We start from the raw sequence: 15337 nt of genomic DNA on the forward strand, positions 1-15337 counted from the left end.
CCAAAATAACAACTTTTCAACCTTTTAATAAGCTCGGATACGCTGGTTACTACTTTGGTATTCTTCTTTAGCGCTGTGAGCATTTTAATACGGCAACTTTGAGACGAAACAATAACGGCGACCATACAAAATTACGCCATACTAAACCCAATATCCCACCAATCATTCGTATTGATATCAGTGGCTAGTCCACTAACGATCAACCTGGCTAGCTCCATATCTCCAACTAACTGCAACTTCTTCTTGTATTTGCAGTTCGACGGCAAGCGTCGCTGTCCGGCTTCGGCCAAGCTGAATGCCAAATCAACAATTTCTCTTGCCTCACGCCAATGATCCTTTTCTGGTGTAGCTGCAATTGCTCGGTCCATATCGCTGAAGTCTAGTTGTTTAAACGAACGCAACTTATCACCCTCTTTATAGAACACCCGACCATGAGCCATAACAGTTCCATCTTCTTCTAACGCTTTGAGCTGATCATCTTCTAGGACATCCCAATACGCCAGGCTGTTTACAGCTTCGTCCCTGCGTTCATCAGCTTGTTTTTGGGCAAGCGTTTGCGCTACGTGAACCACATAGTCATGTTTGATCGCTTTATTCTGGTCTTTTTCATCCATAACGAGCAATTGACCTCCCCGAATTACATAAACTCGGCCATTGTGATGCACCTTTTTACCGTCCGCCAGATCCTTTTTAAACTCTGCGATCTCTTTTTCTGTATATCCGATCATATCTAGCAATAATCCGTCTCTATGCCCCGTAGGGCAAGGCGTACAATTATTCCCACTAGTCCAAGATAGGTCGGCTGCGCCGACGTTGTTAGCATCGTGCATACTCGCATCATAGGTGTTGTCGTTAGCTGCGGCAGTACCAATTGGTTGCTTGTCCCAGGTGTGAACTCGAGTTATTAGTGTGCATCTACTTTGTTTATCAACAACGCCTTTGAGCCGTTTTGTACACTCAGAATACGCATTGCCAAATTCAGTATGTTGATAGGCAGGTTTAAACCGCGCCTCACGGCCAATGCCAAAACCACCCATTAAGGTCACAAATGTCTTAAAGTCACCGCCATCAGCAGCTTTTCGCACTTGCTCTAGTTCTTCATTACCTTTGACTTCTTCGCGCACTCTGCGCAGTTCACGCCAGATGGTAATTGAGGGAGATTTTTGAAATTGAAATTGGCGAATGCCCCACGTACTCGCCCATGCTTTTACCGGGTTAACAGCCTTAACGAGCTTTTCACCAGTTTCCGCGTCGTATTCGTTGGCTAACGCAAACCCGTCTATATTCTTACTTACATATTTAGCGATGTATGCCGCGGCACCACCTGTTTTGTTGCCATCTTTATCAAGCTTTGGTGGCTCCATTCTAATGGCCGTATAGCGAGGGCCGCTTGGGGTGTAATCCTTTTTGGGTTCTCGGGTATACACTTTGCGCTTTTTATTCAGGCCCCATATTCTACGAGCGCGAACATACTTGGCACGCAGTGATTTACGCTTTTTGAACCGTTCAAAAAAGACTGCTCTATCGTCTTTGGTAAAGTACCTACGCAGTATGTGATTAACTTGATGGTAATAACGCTCTGGCATCCACAGCAGCATATGCCAATGAGTACAGCCGTCTGCATGTGGCTCAGCAACGCGTATACCAAAATATGGGATTTCTTCACGGTCCAATTTTGCACGTGCCTGTGAATACAGTTTATTTAAGTAATTGCTTGCTTCTTTCGGTGTTGAGCCGTCCCATTTAGGAGAGTTCGCATGGAACCGGCTCGGGGTTGTAATGTTAAAAAACCCACCTACATAGCCCATTTCGTCCGCAAGTTCTTCAGTCTCGCGGATCCGTAGCATTAATTCATTACGCATGTTTTCAGGGTTAGCCACACCCGCTTCAACGGCTTTCATCAACGAAATTACATCGTTATGCTCATTTACTAGCTCGAGGCTTTCTAGATATCGTCTACCCCTTTCACGGTCTGCTTGGTACTCTTTAAGCGCTTGTTTAGAGCAATAAGCATTAATCCCCTTTCTTTTGGTGACCGAGCCTGTCTTTTTGTTATGTGTGGTAAATAGGTCCCGGCCCACCTCTCCGGTAGCGATCTCTAAATGCTCTAGATATCGGCGCCTAATGGTTTTTAATTTGCGTGCCCACCACTTGTGGCACTGGGCTTTTAATAGTGCCACTTCTGCATCTGGCTCGGTTAAATACTCGCCTTTTTCCTCAAAAGGTAACGTAACGCCATACTGCTCAGTAAAGTCAGCAATGGCGTTATAAAAATCAACCATACCCCAGTTTGATTGCTCAGCGGCTAAGTCAGTTAATACTTCAGTCACTTTGGCCGCGAGTTCGCTTGCGTGCTTCTTGGTTTTTTCTGCATTGGCTAAAATATGCCAAGGCAATGGCATATTATCTGTAATCTTCTTGAGTGTTTTTAGGCGGGGCTTAAGGGTGTTTACAGCACGTCTAAGCCAAGCGTTGGCTTGGTATTGGCATTTTAAGTGGTTTTTAAAATCTTCTGGCACGCCCTGTTGTGTGTGCTTACCAAACTCATATAATCGCTTACTGATCTCTAGTAGCTCATCCTTACCAGCGCTTGCTAGGCTTTCAAGTGATGAGTCATATTTAACTATAAAGCGCTTAGCAAAACGTAGCTGTAGTGGCTTTGGTACTTTGCTTAAACAGTCATATACAAAGTCAATCTCAGCTTGGTCGCCCAATGCACTAACTAGGGCCATTGCACTGCTAGTTACCAAGCCGCCAGCTTGTTTTGCAATGACTTTCTCTGCGTCTAATTCTGTTTGTGAACGGTCACGCTCAAATAGCTCAACACGCTTTGCTTTTGCTGCCTCTGCTGCTTTTAGCGTTTGCTCCGTTTGCCTCACAAAGCTGGCCTGAATACTTCTGGCACGCTTGCTAGCTACTATGTCGGCAGCAATATAATTATGATGGCGGTTGTTGTGTACTTTATTTAAGGCCGCAACAGCCTGTTTACTCAAACCTAAACTGGTTAAATCTATTCTATGAGGTGTAGTTGCAAGCACGTTACAAAACCAAGCGTTAGCAGGTTCGCTTGGGTTTGTAGGCTCGTCTTGATACCAAGCTTCTGGCTCAGGTGTTATTTTAGAGATATATTGTTTGGCTAATTTGTACTGGATATAAACGGTAAATCGCTGCAAGCCTTTTAACAATGTCGCTCTATGCGCATTATCCTTTACTTGCTTTGTGATGGTTACTACAGCTTTGCAAACCTCAAATGTTTTTATTGGCCATAAGCTCACTGGCATGTTCCCTTAAAAAGGGGCTTTCGCCCCATACAACTTGGAGAAGTTGGAATTTGAATTTAACCGGCTAGTGCTTTATAAATTGCTGATACATATTTGGCCTGATGAATGGCGTCATTCAATGCGTTATGTTTGGCGCCTTCAAATGGAATATCATATTTTGGATCTATCCCTTTTAAGGTTCTGCCTAGATCAACAACGGTTCTAACGTCACGGTTATTTTGGAACGGCCAAGGCTGACTGGCATTTAATCGTTTAAAAGCATTGGCTAAAATCACGTTGTCAAAACTTGAGCCATTTCCCCAGACTATTCTGTCTTTGTATTCTTCTATTTGCTCAATCCAATCTGTGAACTCATGTAAAGTTCCAATAAGTATCCAAGCTTCACCATTTGTGATTTCTTTGCGTGCCTGTTCATTTTGTTCAAGCCACCAAAGCACCGTGCTTGCATCCATTTCGCCATACTTCACAGCGTCTTCTAGGTCAATTTGCTGGTAGAACGAAGCACCAATGGCTCCTGTTGTTGGTTCAAAAAATACGGCGCCAATTGCAACTATTGCAGCGTTACTGCCCTGTCCCATAGTCTCTAAATCAAGCATTACGTGGTTCATATTGCTTCCTCTACTTGTTCAATTGGTAACGGCTCTCCACCCATTTGGGCTGCATTTAGCGCTGTTTTCATTTGGTCGTAAATGGGGGAAAACTCGGCATGCTCTTCGCTGATCATTTCAATGATTGGGAGTAAATCAGTTAGCGTGTCTTCGCACTGCATTAGCATATGTACTGTGCTTCTTTGATTGAGCAAACGGATTGTAAAATTGGCCTGTTCAACCGCGTGATGAACAATATTGCTAATTAGGCGCTGTGTTTTAGATAGATCTTGGTCTTTGATAGGGAGCATTTTTACTATTCCTTTGGTAATTAAATTAGATTACGGCTAGCTCTGCTGGGAGCCTAAACCCCTTGCAAAATACAAAGTGGGCGTATTCGATGGAGTCGGTTTTATTTGGTTTTTCAGGGTTAAAAGCACCACGCTTGCTATGCACATATACCGAGGCAAGCGGCACGGATTGCCACATGGGTTTTCGCTTTATACTTCCTAACCAATTGAGACGCTGCAACATGACAACCACACCGCCATCTCTAACCATTTTTAATGATTGATAAACAAACTCTTGTGAGAGCCTAAAAGGTGGATTAGTGATGATCATGTCGTACTGGTTATGCTCTGGCCCTGCTGGTTGCTGTAAAAAATCAACCCCCTTACGTTCTGCGCGAGAGTCAGTTCTTATATCCCAACTCTCGGCTACAAGGCCGTGATGAGCTAGCACTGTTGGGTAACTCATTTCGTACTTTTCACAACCGCCAGTAGACTCAGCCCAACCAATGGTTTGTTCAATCGCACGGGTTAGCTTGTTGTTAAGCTCTAGCTGCTCTTGGTACAAACGGTTTAGTCTGGCCAACTGTCTAGGCGAAGACATAAAGGTTCTAACCGGTGCTTTTACCTTTGGTGTAGACACACGCATAACCACTCCTAATGTTGCTTTATCGGTGTAACTACGCTGTCTGCACTGTAGCGTGGTGTATTTGGCTTGGCGCCATGATAAAAGCACTCAGGCTGCATGGCGTTCGCGTCGATAAACTCAATCACAATGTTGTTCAAAAACATCAAGCCATTACGCACTTTGTCGCGCTCGTCTAGGGTCATATCATTCCAGTGCTTATCTAGGTCTAAACGGCTGAACCCTGCTGTAAACAGCACCAGTTGGCGTTGCTTTTGGCTAAGTACGTTTGTAAAAATGTAGCCAGGCTTTTTACGGTGGTCGCCAATCATTGCTCGTATTTCGAGTAAGCCCTGCGGCTCTGCATTTGCCATGTTAAGCCTCCTTACTTTCTATGTAGCTATCTCTAAATTTTATAAGTTGGGCACGTCGATAATGATTTGATCTACCAAATGGAATAGCCGGTGGAAATCCATCTTTTTTTGCAAGTTCCCAAAATTTCTTGCGGCCACATCCAAGGAGCTTCATTGCATCTATTGTGGGTAATAGTTCGTCTTTTAGCTCTGACTCCTGTTGAGCTAGTTGCTGCTTAAGCTGTACGTTCTCGTTAAGCAATGTCATAAGAATGGCTTGTGCATCTGGAGAGATATTTAGCTGAGTTATAGCTTGAGTATTCATGCTGCTTGCTCCTTGGCTTCAAGTATTTGTTTTCCATATCTAGCGAAAAACGACTCTGTAGTCATCGAACGCCAAATATCAATATCGCTTGCTAGCCAGACAGTGCATCGGTGAGATACCTTCTGCGGTAGTGGAAACTTTCCTTCTCCCATCAACTTGTAAATATTTGAGCGCGACATAGCGCACTTTTCCTGCACCTGCTGTCTTTTTAAGAACACCTCTTTTGGGCCAACAACTTCACCAAGCAGATTTGTCCTAAACTTTGCATCTTCCATAGATCACCTCGAAACTATTGTTAGCACCTTGCATGGTTCCTTTTAGTAACTCGCATGTGCTAATCTTGTTTATAGATACTTTGATTTAATTAATAAAAACTAAAAGCGACCTTATAAGGACTCAGTCAAACCCTTAAAAGGATGCACTAGGAATAATATAGATCCACAGGTGGATACATGTCAAATACTATTGGCGAAAAGTTTCGATTAATCCGTAATACAACAGGCTTGAGTCAGCCCAAGTTTGCTGAGCTAGTTGGTATCAGCGTAAGCTCATATAAAAAATATGAAGGTGGCCACTCTGAGGTTGGCTCACAGCCTTTATTAACCATTGCTAATCACCCTGAGTTTAAGAAGTATGCCCTCTGGCTTATTACTGGCGATACGAAGCCTGAAGCTGGGCAATATTCACCAAGCGACAAAATTGAATTAGCAAATACGATAACCACGGAACAATTTGAAGAAAAATTCGTAGAGACAGTTTCCCAATCACTTTTAATGTTCTGTCATTTAGATTGGTTTAAACCTAACGTTGAAAAGCAGGTCGACTTTGATGATTGTGGAAAGTTAATTCTAAAAGACGTTAAGCCCTTGTTAGCCGCAAGGTATGCAGACGAAGAAAATACAAGTAAAACAGCATAAAAAAGCCCACTTAAAGCGGGTTTTTTAGTTGAATAAGTTTTAACTTGATCTTTCAGATTTGATTGTTAGGACTTAATCAAATCTGAAAATTGCACATGTGCCAGATTTGGCTGCTCAACAGAAACTCAATATCTTAAATCCAACTGCTATAACACCCTGTTAAGGGGCGGAAAATAGTTGGCTAAAATGTGTAGCGAAGCGAAACCCAGCCAACTGTTTGGAGCTTGTAATACGTAAATTACTTTGGCTCTACAACAATTCTTTCTTGTTGCCCTTTAAAGCGATAAACACGTTTAGTAACTTTAGAACCTTTACCAGAAATACCTATGTTTAAGGCACCATCGCTTGCTTTGAGCCCTGCGTTACCTTCCCCTGTACCTTCGTAATACTCTTCTATTTCTACTTCTTGAGCAGATTGTATTCGTTGAGCTATAGCCATTTCCTGGGCAACTCTAGCTTGCATTTCAGCCATTAACAATTCAACTCTCTGACGTTCGGCTTCATCAGTTAAAGTTGTGAGATCATTTGATTCAGATGCCTTTTTACTTTCTTGAGAAGCTCTAAGTAATGCTACGGCAGATGGGCCAATTATTGGTGTCGCAGCAACAGCAGCTTCTAAAGCTACTTCCCAATAATTAATGCCCGACTTATCTTTTTGTGACTTTGTATTTGATTTGCTTTCTGCTGGTTTAGTCATGACTTCCTCCCTTTACGTATAACGCTTGCCTAACCGGCGCGAAATAGCAGGCTAAAATTAGCGACGAAGGAGCGCAAGCCTGCTGTTTTGCGTCCTTTGGTTTAGGCACTTGTTATATTTTTTCCAACGACTTTAAATTAACCATGTGTAATAAATAGTTAATTTCATGAAACACTCTAAAGGATTCAATTACTTTTTTACAGTAATCAATCAGTAAAATCTCTTTGCTTTCAACTCGGTTAAGCCCTTCTTTTTTAGGGTAGTATTTTATTAGTTGAGTAGATGGATCATACTCCCATTTATAATGAGCCGTAGAGTTTCTTAGTTGATTATCTGCAATATCACTGGAAATTTTTAACCAAGGAGAGTCAATAAAACTAAGTTTTCTACCAAAATCAAGATCTGCGTAATCTTTCAGAGACTTAGGTTCCAAGTGTTTGTTTTTTGCGGATAGAGTAACTTCAAATATATTATGGTCATTTCTTTTTAATAAATTATTTATACCAGCAACAATCACAAACTGCCTAGATAAGACCTCTGATATATCTTTAAATAAGTCACTCACATATTCAAAGTCTTTTGTCGAAAGTAAAAAAGGAAGTTTCTTATCTTCATGATGATCAACATGATCTAAGAATAACGATGGTCTGAATATCACTTCTTTTGACAATAACTTTCGATATATTTTCACGGCATCGTTTATTGAATATTCAGTAAACTTACTACTACTAATCTCATTAGTAAAAGACTTCAGTGCAGTACTTGATGCTTTTTCTATTTCATTAATTTTATCTATAAATAGGTCAATTGAAGTATTCGTTGATTTTTGAGAGTTAAACGGTTCAATAATTTCAAATAAATATTTAAAAAGTAGTGCTTCCGCTTGAATGCTATCTAGGCTCTTTTCTTCAATATTCAGGTAGGATGAAACTTTTCTTGAAAATGGTTTATATTTCTTCTTTAAATAAAAACCAAGTGAATTTTTTATATCCACTATATTGTTTGAAATAGAATTCAAAAGAGCCATATCATGAGCATGTTTCGAGGTGCCCATTTCTCCACCTAACATATGAGACATAATAAATGGAGATATTAGAGGATGCGTATCATGTTCAAAAACAGGAAAATCTAAATGAAGATCTATATGGTAACCAGGATCTTTTATGGATTCTTTTACACCAATCATTGATAGCTCCTGCATTTCAGAAATATTAAAAGTTGATAATGCTCCGCATTCTTTACAGCTCAAATTTAATTCTTGTTCGCTTCGATTAGATAAACCAATCCTACATGAGAATGCATTTTCACACTCCTGACACTCAATAGTTCCTAAGTTTAAATTTCCCATTTATTGCGAATCTCCATAAAAATAGAACAATTTAATATCGAGCGATTGGGTCGTTTTTCTACAGCAATCTGTCTCGTTATTTTCCTATGGCTATTGATAGCAAATTTAGGAAATACATACCAGCATTGAAGTTACATTACATTGATCTAAATGTGAACACGACAAAAATGACCCTCAGGGTCGTTTTCCTGACTATGGAAGAAACTCAATGATTATGGCTATATAAAAAAGTAATTTAGGTGGAAGGATGAACGTCAGCTTTTCGCTCAAAGCCACCCCTAAAGCATTTACGTTAACTCATTATGGAGCAGGAATAAGTTAGCTTAACGACCGTTCGTAACTAAGCTATACAATTAAAGCGATTCTATTTTACAGCTTTAAGCATTGGCCGTTCTGCTTTAGGCCGCAGCTCAATCGGCTTACCAGCCGTAGTTAACACGTAGTTTTTAACTTTATGATGTGCCACTACTGTTTTTTCGTATGAAAGTAATTTGTTAGGTTCTGTAATAGCATCGTGTACTTCAAGTAGGATGTTATGTGAGGTAAAAGCTATACTTTCTGGCTCTACTTTCTCCTCAAACGTTTCTAGCAACAAACTAACTTGCAGCCCTGCTTTTTGTTCAATACCTTGATTACCATGTCCCTCTGCTAACGTTAAGGCTGTGCCAAAAACCAAGAACACTTTGCAAATTAACATTGCTACTAACAATTCCATTTTATACTTCCTTAATTCTTTTTAGATTTGCCAATTTACTGATTGGGTAAACAGCAACAACTGCTAATGTCATTAGATTAAGCACGACAACGCCATACTTATAGAGTGGAGATAACAGGTCTGAGTCTAACATTCCTCTTGATACAAACTGCATTAGCTGCAACGAGGTCATTAAAAATGTAATGTACAAACATCTTCTGGCCGTTGGTGAAAAGCTACAACCCCTTATCTTATGGAGCCCAAAGAGAGTAACAGCAAATAACATCGAACAGATGAACATACTAAAATAGAAAAACTGCCTAAGCTCTAGTTTCTCCATTCCTTCAATTGTGACTATATGTTGCGCCAAATTGGAGCTGATGAAGTGAAATACCATTACTGTTAGTGCAGATAAAAAGCATGAGTGCAATTCGTGATCCTGAATAGTTTTTAGGCTACTTTTTCCGCCAAAAAACAAGCTCCACTTTCTATTTTTAAATTTAAATAGTAGGTATAAAACAATTAGGATTTCTAAAACTCTAATTGCTCCCCCAGTGAACACAAAAAAGTCTGTCATGCTTTTCCTTAAACTTCTTTATCAAATGCTACGGTAGGCTAGCTTAAAACTTTGGCGGTTCTATACCGCCGCCTCCACCACTACCATAACTAGCAGCAGTATAATTTTGTCTCTCAACTTTTGGCGGCTCAATGCCATCACCACCACCGCCATTGCCACCCATTACTTTTGAGAGCATTGAGTGTTCAATAACCGTTTTCGACTCAGCAACCTTAGCGATTTCTGCGCGCGTTATTGTGCTTTGGTTAGTGTAGCTTGGCGGCTCAATACCACCGCCGCCGCCACCGTTACCACCTGTTATGCATTTCAATTCTTTCACATCAAGTGATTTGGAGTTCATTTTAAATCCTTATTTATTAAAGTTGATTAATCCTTACACTTGTTCACGTTATGTTAATATAATTAACACTGCATGACAACAAGCAAAGTTAGTTTATCGCAATCAATAGGCGGGCTACAAGCCAAACACTGTTTAAAAAAACAGTGTAATTTTAGCTGTAGCCACACTCATCTTAATTGCATTACTCGGTAAATAGAAATGAATATCTATCGCCTAGCTTTGTACCCATCAATACGTACCAACGCATTTAAGCCCTTGTATCTTGCTTGCTTAAATTTATATGGATACCGCTTGGCAATTTGCACCAACTTTTTACAAGGCACGCCCGTTCTCAACGCCAATAAAATTATGGCTGTTGGCCGTTGCTCTGTTTGTTGAATTAAAAATGCGTACTCTTGGTTAGGCAAAAGTGTATCGCTGCTAGATTTACTGACGACTAGGGAAAGTAGGTTTTGTAAGTATTTCATCATTCATCCTTGGGTTATAGGGCGCATTCCAATGCCTACATAAATTTAGCCTCACAGGTAGTACTTTTCAAATAATTTAGATTTTTGGGTTGTAAATATAGACCCGCTTCGATTCTCATAGGTAGAATCAGGAAAAGCCAAATAAGGAGCTTGTTAATGGTTAATTTTAGTTTTGAAGAGTCATTCTGTAGCGAAGTCGATCACATATTCATCTTCAACTTTTTAGGTGAGGAAGGTAATGGCCTGATAAAAAGATTAGAAGACGATATAGTTTTATTAGTAAACAATAAAAAGGAAGAAACACTCGATAGCGATTCAATGATGACAAAACTTGATATATCGAGTTTGGCAGATTTCCAACGTAAATCGAGAGAGGTACTTAGTATTATTTCAAAAAATAGAGTTAACTCACTATTTCACCTACAGGGACATGGTTCAAAAACAGATGGTATCAAGTGTGAAGATGGTAATTTTGTTTGTTGGAGCACTCTTAAAAGCTTTTTGGCCGATGCAGTAAAAGCGGCCCAAGGTGAATTAACTGTTATCGCTGCCGCATGTCATTCATTTACTCTGGTGGATAAAGAAAGTTCAATACCGAAATTACTACCGTACTCATTTTACTATGGTTACGAAGAAAAAATCGAGTTTGGGCACATGGAAAACGATCTACGAACTTTGTATAAAAACCTATTGGTAAAAGGTGGAGATAATCGCGACTCCGAACTACGGCTTAAACTAAGTTCTGAGTTCGATAGTGTCGATTTCATTACTTCACCTATGATTATTCAATTTTATCCAGAGAAAGCACGTCAACTAGGTTTATCAAATAGGTTCTTTTTAAAATCTGTAAAATTGGACATTCCTGCTGCTGTTAACAGATATTTAGTAAAATCTCTTCTCAACGATACCCGATGGCTATCAATCCAATTAGCAAATAATTGCTTCCACGCAACATCCAGAAGAGAGAGGTTAATCTCAGCACTCAATAAATTTTATGAAGCAAACTCGGCCCCATCATCTTGATTTGAGTAACCTTAGATATATTAGCCACATCACTTTTTAATAAAAGACTAAAAATTAACTCCGTACCCATCCGCTGGGTACGGAAGATATGAGTTAACACAGCGCTACATCTAATTATTGTAGCTAGCAACTAACTTACAGTGATTTTCTAATTTCGTTAAAAAAGCGTCGATACTGGTTTGTGGTGTGCAGCTTCGATAGCTACCTTCATTTGCACGGCCTTCATCTGCTAATACCAGTGCAGCTGCTGTGTATAAGTTTTTAAGCATTAACCTCTTACATAAAAGATCATATCTTTCAACGTATGACAGCCCTTGAACTCGAGGATATTTACCTGATTCATCTGGTAAATATTCTGAGTCTCTGATCTTTTCGTCAGCCAAGAATCCACGCATTACCGGAAAGTAGTTCATTGAGATTTTTGCTGGGCCTCTTGTTTTATCCGAGTCTTCTAACACTATTAAGTAGCCAGTAAATATTTCTGCGTCTAAACCAAAGGCACTTTCTTCTATAGCAGTATGTAAATCTACACCACTACCCAAAACTTCTTCCGTTCTGTTATTAAAGTTATTACCGATTGAGCCAACCTGTGATTTTAGCTCTATCGCAGCAATTAAACGGCCATTAGATATTGCGACTAAATCCCATGATTTGTGAGGTCTAAAGTACCCAGGGAGTTGAGAAGCTTGTTTGCTTGTATGTATTTGCACATCAGACAAACCAGAGTTTTTTATAATATTTTCAAATATGCAAATGAAGCCATCTAAAGTTTTTCCTGATCGAACACCGCTGCCGCCTAGCCTTGAGCCCCAAAACTCTTTGATTGCGTTTGATATGTGTGCTTTATTTTCCATTTAACAACCTAATACTTGTTTTTCTTTTTCCGATAGCCCATACAAGACGGATACCAACTCTTTTGCAGCTCGAATATCATCCTGCTCCGCCACCTCAACCAACTGAGTTCTCATTTCTTGTGGCACGTCCTGCCAATGTGGCAGGCGAATTCTCCTAAGATGCTGTGCTTGGAAGCGAAGGTTTCCTCCTGATATTCTCGTCGAATATCTTTCCACGAATAATTGACCAACTCCCGATATTAAAACTGCCTTCAGCGCTTTAAGATCCCATAACGAAGAGATAATGTAATAGATTGAATTGTTCGGGTGATACTCGCCTTGATCATAAACAACTGTGAGCTCCGATTTAATATCAGGGATAAGTAACTTTTCTGCCACTGCACGTTCTGGGTACACCCTATCAATTGTCTTAAACCAATGCTTTGGAGTGTTCTTTGCAATATGGCGCACCTTTAGTTCATCAGCAAAGGATTCCAAGTACTCCTTTAGCTTAGGAAATTTTTCTAAGTTTATGACGCCATTTTCGTCATAAGTATTGATTATTGACGTTGATGTGTGGGTGATCACTCCCTTTCGAATATCTGCTGCTTTGATAACCGGGAGCTTTCTACAGGCTTCTATATTTAAATCGTTTTGTACGATATATGCTTTATTATTTCCCGTAGCTGCGCCGATATATACCTTACACCCAGCTTCTTCGATTGTTGGGAACATCGTTTCTAGTCTATGAATTAGCGCTAGCTCATCAGCTCCTCCAAATAGCCAGGGTTTGCTCCCGTTAACTACATCTTTTCTTTTAACTGCTTCGGGCCAAACAACGCTTTTATCGCTCAAGCTCCTGAGAACTTTCTCTCCAAGTTCAGGGTTGATATCAGGGTTATGTATTATTAATGTCTCGCCTAGCTTTCTTTTAGAAATCTGTGTGATCGCCGGATAGGTTAATACAGAGGACTGAAAGGCGCTTTGCCCATATAAATCAATATACATATCTAAACGAAAGCCATCAGCAATAAACTTTCTTAACGCAGAACCATAGCTATTTTTAACCCATCGATCAGTACAGATGTATGATAATGTTCCATTTTCTTTTAGCGAAGATAGTCCTTTCTCATAAAAAGCGATATATAAGTCCGCTCGCTCTTTCATCGTCACAAATGCATTCCGATATTTTTTTAAGAGCACACTAGGTATACTTTCTATACGTACATATGGTGGGTTTCCAATAACAAATGTATATTCTGGCAGCGTATCGCTAAGTAAGAAGTCTTCATTTACAAACCAGCTTTCAACAATTATCGATGTTTGTTCAAAGCTAAATATCTGGCTTAATATTTCACGCACACTATCTTTTGCGTGATAGATGTTAGACAAAGAAATATCAAAGGCTTTAATCAGGCTCTTTGTATGTTCAAATACAGCTGTTGGTGAAACATCCATATTACTTATTTGAGCTACGAGTGCTTTTGCTATCGCAATCACAAACTCTCCTTGCCCACAAGATGGCTCAAGAATACGAGTACCGTCGATCAGTAATGCACTACTCAATCCGGATGTGTCTAACATAAAAGAGACAATTTCTGGTTTGGTAAATACCTCACCTTTTTCTGCTCCAGAGTTTCCCCATGCTAAAGAAGCCTTGTGAGTCTCATTGTTTTGAATCGTAGATAGCACTGTTACGCTCTTACTTCTGAATTTAATGCGAATACTATCATTTTATGATTGTAAATCACTAATAGCATTCTCTATACATTGCCAATAGAGCTCGTATGCATCTCGCTGCTCATTGATGTAGTCATGCTTGTTGTATACGGCCATTACCCCACGCATTGCATGCCCCAGCATTTTTTCAGTTACATGCGGCAAAACGCCTTGCTCACTTAATAGCGTACTTAACGATCGCCGTGCATCGTGAGGCACAAACTTCTCTATTTGGTATTCCTCGTTTAAATGGCTCCACATTCGAGCACAAAACCTGTTTACCGCATGTGTACTTATAGCTTTTTTGGGGCTGCTACCTGGGCAAACATAGCCGCGTTTACCGTAGACTAAACCTAACGTGTTAAGTATTTCATGCATTTTTTTTGTTATTGGTCTACGTATGGCTTTATTTGTTTTAGAGTTCTCAGGCGGAACAATCCAGACATTATTTTCAAAGTTGATGTGCTCCCACTTGAGCTCTCGAATCTCCGACTGCCTTGCGCCAGTAATAAAAATGAGTTGTAAGCAAGCTTTATTGCTGGGCGTTGCTTTGGCTCGCTCTATTTGTCGCCAAAACAAGGCTATTTCATTAAATTGTAACCAACGCTGACCTTGCGTTGCTGGTTCGCCTACGTGCTTAGCTTGTAAATTAAATAATGTGTTATTGCTGTCAAGTTCACCGCGAGCTGCAGCCCACCTAAATGCAGTTTTTAAACGTATAAGCATAAGAGGTGCTAGTTTTGGTGAGCCTACTTTATATACATGATCAAAATACTTGTGCCAGTCGAGCGGTGTCATGTCTATGGCTGGCTTTTCATTTAGAAGCTCAGCCGGTGCAATCCACTTTTTTATGTGGTGTTCGTATAAATGCTGTGTTTTGGGTTTATATGTATTTTTGTTTTTTTCAAACCACTTAACGCAAATTTCTGCGGGAGTTGGTTGCCCAGCATTACCTAGCTTATGTTGTTTATATTTAAGTCTGGGGTCTTCACCTGCCGCAATCCAATCTTTAAAAAAGGGTACAAGGTCTTGAGCATCTTTTAAAGATATTGCTGGGTAGTAACCTAGTGTGATGACTTGTTGCTTTTGTTGATAACGGCAACGGTATTGCCAAGCAACCATACCATTATTATTGCGTTTTACCCTTAGGCCGTCTCTGTGAGATAATGTGACTGGGTCGTTTTTCTTGTTTACTAAATTTCGTAATTTTGCGTCAGATAACATTTACGGCTATACACACACTTGCGAGTTTTCATACACACAC

Annotated in this window: 18 protein-coding genes; 2 read left to right on the forward strand and 16 right to left on the reverse strand. The window is 40.1% G+C overall.

The features are described from left to right. Positions 1–131: 131 nt before the first annotated feature. The 7 genes from JJQ94_RS15220 to JJQ94_RS15250 form a co-directional block, all read right to left on the reverse strand. Positions 132–3275 carry a replication endonuclease gene (locus JJQ94_RS15220; RefSeq protein ID WP_099029271.1) on the reverse strand — a complete coding sequence of 1048 codons (3144 nt, stop codon included), beginning with the start codon at positions 3273–3275 and terminating at the stop codon, positions 132–134. A 62-nt stretch (positions 3276–3337) separates the two neighbouring features. Beyond that, a complete protein-coding gene (locus JJQ94_RS15225; protein WP_099029184.1) occupies positions 3338–3889 on the reverse strand; it encodes a 3'-5' exonuclease in 552 nt (183 codons plus the stop codon). Continuing rightward, positions 3886–4179, reverse strand: a complete 294-nt coding sequence (locus JJQ94_RS15230; protein ID WP_099029185.1) for a hypothetical protein — start codon at positions 4177–4179, stop codon at positions 3886–3888. The genes JJQ94_RS15225 and JJQ94_RS15230 overlap by 4 nt, the downstream gene beginning before the upstream one ends. 25 nt (positions 4180–4204) lie before the next feature. After that, positions 4205–4804: an SAM-dependent methyltransferase gene (locus JJQ94_RS15235; protein WP_099029186.1), complete on the reverse strand. Its 600-nt coding sequence runs from the start codon at positions 4802–4804 to the stop codon at positions 4205–4207. Between the two features lie 8 nt (positions 4805–4812). Further along, on the reverse strand, positions 4813–5154 hold the full coding sequence (locus tag JJQ94_RS15240; RefSeq protein ID WP_099029187.1) for a hypothetical protein: 342 nt from the start codon (positions 5152–5154) through the stop codon (positions 4813–4815). 1 nt (position 5155) lies between these two features. Then, positions 5156–5458: a helix-turn-helix transcriptional regulator gene (locus tag JJQ94_RS15245; protein ID WP_099029188.1), complete on the reverse strand. Its 303-nt coding sequence runs from the start codon at positions 5456–5458 to the stop codon at positions 5156–5158. Continuing rightward, complete coding sequence (locus JJQ94_RS15250) at positions 5455–5733, reverse strand: helix-turn-helix transcriptional regulator (RefSeq protein ID WP_099029189.1); 279 nt, start codon at positions 5731–5733, stop codon at positions 5455–5457. Before JJQ94_RS15250 ends, JJQ94_RS15245 begins: the two co-directional genes overlap by 4 nt. Before the next feature lie 177 nt (positions 5734–5910). On the opposite strand from JJQ94_RS15250, the gene JJQ94_RS15255 reads away from it, so the two are divergent. Next, positions 5911–6375, forward strand: coding sequence for a helix-turn-helix domain-containing protein (locus JJQ94_RS15255; RefSeq protein WP_201435427.1), 465 nt, complete (start codon positions 5911–5913; stop codon positions 6373–6375). Between the two features lie 238 nt (positions 6376–6613). On the opposite strand, the gene JJQ94_RS15260 is transcribed toward JJQ94_RS15255, so the two are convergent. The 6 genes from JJQ94_RS15260 to JJQ94_RS15285 form a co-directional block, all read right to left on the reverse strand. Beyond that, complete coding sequence (locus JJQ94_RS15260) at positions 6614–7072, reverse strand: hypothetical protein (protein WP_099029190.1); 459 nt, start codon at positions 7070–7072, stop codon at positions 6614–6616. A gap of 112 nt (positions 7073–7184) precedes the next feature. Then, entirely contained in the window at positions 7185–8420 is a 1236-nt protein-coding gene (locus JJQ94_RS15265) for a hypothetical protein (protein WP_099029191.1), read from the reverse strand. A 364-nt stretch (positions 8421–8784) separates the two neighbouring features. Further along, the gene (locus JJQ94_RS15270) at positions 8785–9135 is read right to left on the reverse strand and encodes a hypothetical protein (protein WP_099029192.1); all 351 of its coding nucleotides are present in this window, start codon (positions 9133–9135) and stop codon (positions 8785–8787) included. Between the two features lies 1 nt (position 9136). Further along, positions 9137–9691, reverse strand: coding sequence for a hypothetical protein (locus JJQ94_RS15275; RefSeq protein ID WP_099029193.1), 555 nt, complete (start codon positions 9689–9691; stop codon positions 9137–9139). A 43-nt stretch (positions 9692–9734) separates the two neighbouring features. Continuing rightward, complete coding sequence (locus JJQ94_RS15280) at positions 9735–10031, reverse strand: hypothetical protein (RefSeq protein ID WP_099029194.1); 297 nt, start codon at positions 10029–10031, stop codon at positions 9735–9737. Between the two features lie 206 nt (positions 10032–10237). Beyond that, on the reverse strand, positions 10238–10501 hold the full coding sequence (locus JJQ94_RS15285; RefSeq protein ID WP_141557597.1) for a hypothetical protein: 264 nt from the start codon (positions 10499–10501) through the stop codon (positions 10238–10240). A gap of 153 nt (positions 10502–10654) precedes the next feature. On the opposite strand from JJQ94_RS15285, the gene JJQ94_RS15290 reads away from it, so the two are divergent. Beyond that, positions 10655–11521 (forward strand): hypothetical protein, encoded by an 867-nt coding sequence (locus tag JJQ94_RS15290; RefSeq protein ID WP_099029196.1) that lies wholly within the window; start codon positions 10655–10657, stop codon positions 11519–11521. Between the two features lie 110 nt (positions 11522–11631). Here the strand turns inward: JJQ94_RS15290 and JJQ94_RS15295 are convergent, their stop codons facing one another. The 3 genes from JJQ94_RS15295 to JJQ94_RS15305 are packed head-to-tail and all read right to left on the reverse strand — an operon-like array spanning position 11632 to position 15297. Then, entirely contained in the window at positions 11632–12375 is a 744-nt protein-coding gene (locus tag JJQ94_RS15295) for a PaeR7I family type II restriction endonuclease (RefSeq protein ID WP_099029197.1), read from the reverse strand. Continuing rightward, complete coding sequence (locus tag JJQ94_RS15300) at positions 12376–14046, reverse strand: Eco57I restriction-modification methylase domain-containing protein (protein ID WP_099029198.1); 1671 nt, start codon at positions 14044–14046, stop codon at positions 12376–12378. It lies immediately after the preceding gene. A gap of 42 nt (positions 14047–14088) precedes the next feature. Then, on the reverse strand, positions 14089–15297 hold the full coding sequence (locus JJQ94_RS15305; RefSeq protein WP_099029199.1) for a tyrosine-type recombinase/integrase: 1209 nt from the start codon (positions 15295–15297) through the stop codon (positions 14089–14091). Between the last annotated feature and the right edge of the window lie 40 nt (positions 15298–15337).

This window comes from Pseudoalteromonas sp. GCY, assembly GCF_016695175.1.
Taxonomy (GTDB): Bacteria; Pseudomonadota; Gammaproteobacteria; order Enterobacterales; family Alteromonadaceae; genus Pseudoalteromonas.

What these genes read in the sequence shown, in the direction of transcription:
- JJQ94_RS15230 (WP_099029185.1), bottom strand. Translation starts at nt 4,179, where the DNA reads ATGCTCCCTATCAAAGACCAAGATCTATCTAAAACACAGCGCCTAATT.
- JJQ94_RS15305 (WP_099029199.1), bottom strand. Translation starts at nt 15,297, where the DNA reads ATGTTATCTGACGCAAAATTACGAAATTTAGTAAACAAGAAAAACGAC.
- JJQ94_RS15290 (WP_099029196.1), top strand. Translation starts at nt 10,655, where the DNA reads ATGGTTAATTTTAGTTTTGAAGAGTCATTCTGTAGCGAAGTCGATCAC.
- JJQ94_RS15255 (WP_201435427.1), top strand. Translation starts at nt 5,911, where the DNA reads ATGTCAAATACTATTGGCGAAAAGTTTCGATTAATCCGTAATACAACA.
- JJQ94_RS15275 (WP_099029193.1), bottom strand. Translation starts at nt 9,691, where the DNA reads ATGACAGACTTTTTTGTGTTCACTGGGGGAGCAATTAGAGTTTTAGAA.
- JJQ94_RS15225 (WP_099029184.1), bottom strand. Translation starts at nt 3,889, where the DNA reads ATGAACCACGTAATGCTTGATTTAGAGACTATGGGACAGGGCAGTAAC.
- JJQ94_RS15240 (WP_099029187.1), bottom strand. Translation starts at nt 5,154, where the DNA reads ATGGCAAATGCAGAGCCGCAGGGCTTACTCGAAATACGAGCAATGATT.
- JJQ94_RS15245 (WP_099029188.1), bottom strand. Translation starts at nt 5,458, where the DNA reads ATGAATACTCAAGCTATAACTCAGCTAAATATCTCTCCAGATGCACAA.
- JJQ94_RS15285 (WP_141557597.1), bottom strand. Translation starts at nt 10,501, where the DNA reads ATGATGAAATACTTACAAAACCTACTTTCCCTAGTCGTCAGTAAATCT.
- JJQ94_RS15280 (WP_099029194.1), bottom strand. Translation starts at nt 10,031, where the DNA reads ATGAACTCCAAATCACTTGATGTGAAAGAATTGAAATGCATAACAGGT.
- JJQ94_RS15235 (WP_099029186.1), bottom strand. Translation starts at nt 4,804, where the DNA reads ATGCGTGTGTCTACACCAAAGGTAAAAGCACCGGTTAGAACCTTTATG.
- JJQ94_RS15265 (WP_099029191.1), bottom strand. Translation starts at nt 8,420, where the DNA reads ATGGGAAATTTAAACTTAGGAACTATTGAGTGTCAGGAGTGTGAAAAT.
- JJQ94_RS15295 (WP_099029197.1), bottom strand. Translation starts at nt 12,375, where the DNA reads ATGGAAAATAAAGCACACATATCAAACGCAATCAAAGAGTTTTGGGGC.
- JJQ94_RS15260 (WP_099029190.1), bottom strand. Translation starts at nt 7,072, where the DNA reads ATGACTAAACCAGCAGAAAGCAAATCAAATACAAAGTCACAAAAAGAT.
- JJQ94_RS15270 (WP_099029192.1), bottom strand. Translation starts at nt 9,135, where the DNA reads ATGGAATTGTTAGTAGCAATGTTAATTTGCAAAGTGTTCTTGGTTTTT.
- JJQ94_RS15250 (WP_099029189.1), bottom strand. Translation starts at nt 5,733, where the DNA reads ATGGAAGATGCAAAGTTTAGGACAAATCTGCTTGGTGAAGTTGTTGGC.